This window comes from Frankia sp. AiPs1, assembly GCF_023716945.1.
Taxonomy (GTDB): Bacteria; Actinomycetota; Actinomycetes; order Frankiales; family Frankiaceae; genus Frankia.
This window is the reverse complement of sequence record NZ_JAMQQF010000668.1, coordinates 1-3,004: the sequence shown is the minus strand read 5'-3', so window position 1 is coordinate 3,004 and position 3,004 is coordinate 1. Positions and strand designations below refer to the sequence as shown.

Genomic DNA, 3,004 nt, shown 5'->3' with positions numbered 1-3,004 from the left:
CCCGCGTCCCGACGGCCGGCCCGGGCGGCGGCCAGGGCCTCGCGCACCGCCGCGAAGCGCGCCGCGTCGGGCGGGTCCGCCGGCAGCTGCAACACGGACGTGCCGTGCTCGAACGTGCCCTCCGGGGTGACGCCGAAGATCTCCACTGCCCAGGCGCCGTCGTCCGGGCCGAGGGCGGCGCGCAGGCCGGCGGGCGTCCACGAGTAACTGGCGCCCTCCTCGGGCTGCGCGTGGGCCGCCGGGACGCCCGCCGGCACCGCATCCGCGTCGAGCGCCGAGGCGAACCCGCCCTGCGGGGTGCGCAGGTCAGCGAGGAGGAACGCCGCGGTCTGCCCGACCACCCGCCGGGCCAGCGGCGAACCGGTGGCGCGCCACAGGTGCAGGTACACCCGCAGCAACTGGGCATTGTCGTAGAGCATCTTCTCGAAGTGCGGGACGGTCCACGTCGCGTCGACGCTGTAGCGGGCGAAGCCGCCGGCGAGCTGGTCGTACATGCCGCCGCGGGCCATCCGCTCGCAGGTGACCGCCACCATCTCCAGGCTCTGCTCGTCGCCGGTGCGGGCGGCGTGCCGCAGCAGCATCTCGGCGACCATGGACGGCGGGAACTTCGGTGCCCCGCCGAATCCGCCGTGGCGGGCGTCGAACCGGGCGGACAGGCCCGCGACGGCCGTGTCCAGCAGCGCCGGGGACAGCTCGTCCGCGACGCCGGACGTGGGACTCGCGGCGAGCCCGGCCACCGGGCCGCGGGCCGCCGCCTCCGCCAGCCGGCGGGCGATGTCGGCGCCCGACTCCTCTATCTCTGCCCGCCTGGTCTGCCACGCGGCGACGACGGCCTCCATGACCTGGCGGAACGACCCCATGCCCGGCCGGGGCCGGGGCGGGAAGTAGGTGCCGGCGAAGAACGGCTCGGCGGTCGGGGTGAGGAAGACCGTCATCGGCCAACCACCGTGACCGGTCAGGGCGACGGTGACGTCCATGTAGACGGAGTCGACGTCCGGGCGCTCCTCCCTGTCCACCTTGATGCTGACGAAGTGGTCGTTCATGTAGGCGGCGGTGACCACGTCCTCGAACGACTCGTGCGCCATGACATGGCACCAGTGGCAGGACGCGTAGCCGACCGAAAGCAGCACGGGCACCCCGCGGCGGGCCGCCTCCGCGAACGCCTCCGGGCACCACGGCCACCAGTCGACCGGGTTGTCCGCATGCTGGAGCAGGTACGGAGACGTCTGCTCCGCCAGCTTGTTCGGCACCGGGCAACTCCTCAGGGTCTGGCGTCGCCGGGTCCGTAGGAGCCCGGGTCACTGGCTATGCAACCAAAGCGGCGAGCGGCTATGCCCCCACCCGTGCCCCGGCGCGCCGACTGTGGCCATCGGCACCCCAACCATGGTCGAGGAGATCACTCGGTACCGGGACTGCCAGGGACTGCCCGGGACTGCCCGGGCGGCAGGGTCCGGTCGTGGTGACGTGCGGTCGGAACCGGGGTGCAGGGCACCGGATACGCTCGGAGGAAGGCACGATCCCGGCTTCTCCGCTCGCCCGCTCGCCCGCCCGTCCGCCGTCCACTCGCACAACCGCCGTCCGCCGGGCCGCCGTTGCGCCGCGAGAACGGTCGAGGGGTCATCACGGGTACGTCGGAAGGGTCGTCGCGGGGTCGGGAGTACCAACGAGTTTGGGATGGCACCTGCACATGAGTGAGACGGCCAAGCCCGGCACCGGCGCCGCGAACCCCACGGCGGCTGCGGCCGGCGCCACGCCCACCACCGGGCCCGGCGACGAGCCCGGGTTCCGCTACGACGCCCGGCTCGCCGCCGACATCGAGCGCCGCTGGCAGCGTCGGTGGGCCGAGGAGGGCACGTTCAACTCGCCGAACCCGGTCGGGCCGCTCGCCGCGGGCTTCGACGAGGTCGCCGGGCGCGAGCCGTTCTACATCATGGACATGTTCCCCTACCCCAGCGGTTCCGGCCTGCACGTCGGCCACCCGCTCGGGTACATCGGCACCGACGTGTTCGCCCGCTACCTGCGGATGTCCGGCCGCCATGTGCTGCACCCGTTCGGCTACGACGCCTTCGGCCTGCCCGCCGAGCAGTACGCCATCAACACCGGCCAGCACCCGCGCACGACCACCGACGCCAACATCGCCAACATGCGCCGGCAGCTCTCCCGGCTGGGTCTCGGCCACGACACCCGGCGCGAGATCGCCACGACCGACGTCGGGTACTACCGCTGGACGCAGTGGATCTTCGAGCAGATCTTCGCCGCCTGGTACGACCCGCAGGCCGGCCGGGCGCGGCCGATCGCCGAGCTGATCGCCGAGTTCGAGGCCGGGACCCGGTCGCCGGCGGCCGGCCCCGCCGCCGGCACCACCGCCGTGTCGGTCGACGCCGTCCGCGCCGCGAACCCCGCGGGCCTGCCCTGGGCCGAGCTGGACCGGGTCGCCCGTCGCCGGGTCGTCGACGCCCACCGCCTGGCCTACATCTCCGAACAGCTCGTCAACTGGTGCCCCGGGCTCGGCACCGTGCTGGCGAACGAGGAGGTCACCGCCGAGGGCCGTAGCGACATCGGGAACTACCCGGTGTTCCGCCGGCCGCTGCGGCAGTGGGTGCTGCGGATCACCGCCTACGCCGAACGGCTGGTCGACGACCTCGACCTGGTCGACTGGTCCGACTCGATCAAGCAGATGCAGCGCAACTGGATCGGCCCGAGCGACGGCGCCGGCGTCGAGTTCGCCGTCGTTCCCCCGACCGGTTCGACCGAGGCGGACGGCTCTACCGAGGCGGGCGGCTCTACCGAGGCGGGCGGCCCGGCCGGACCGGGGCTCGGTCAGCGCATCGAGGTGTACACCACCCGGCCCGACACCCTCGCCGGGGCGACCTTCCTGGTGCTCGCCCCCGAACATCCGCAGGTCGACGCGCTGGTCGCCGACGAGTGGCCGGCTGGTACCCCCGCCGCCTGGCGCTTCCCCGCCGGCCGCGGCCCGGCCGGCGGCGACGCCGGGGTCGCAGCC

Annotated in this window: 2 protein-coding genes; one reads left to right on the top strand and one right to left on the bottom strand. The window is 74.0% G+C overall.

Annotated elements, in window-relative coordinates; genetic code table 11:
* Positions 1-1,250 (bottom strand): thioredoxin domain-containing protein (locus tag ND748_RS29130; RefSeq protein ID WP_251749398.1); only part of this gene is annotated, 1,250 nt, incomplete at its 3' end.
* 437 nt (positions 1,251-1,687) lie between these two features.
* Between ND748_RS29130 and ND748_RS29125 the strand changes: the two genes are divergently transcribed.
* A partial coding sequence (locus ND748_RS29125) for a class I tRNA ligase family protein (RefSeq protein ID WP_251749396.1) occupies positions 1,688-3,004 on the top strand: 1,317 nt, incomplete at its 3' end.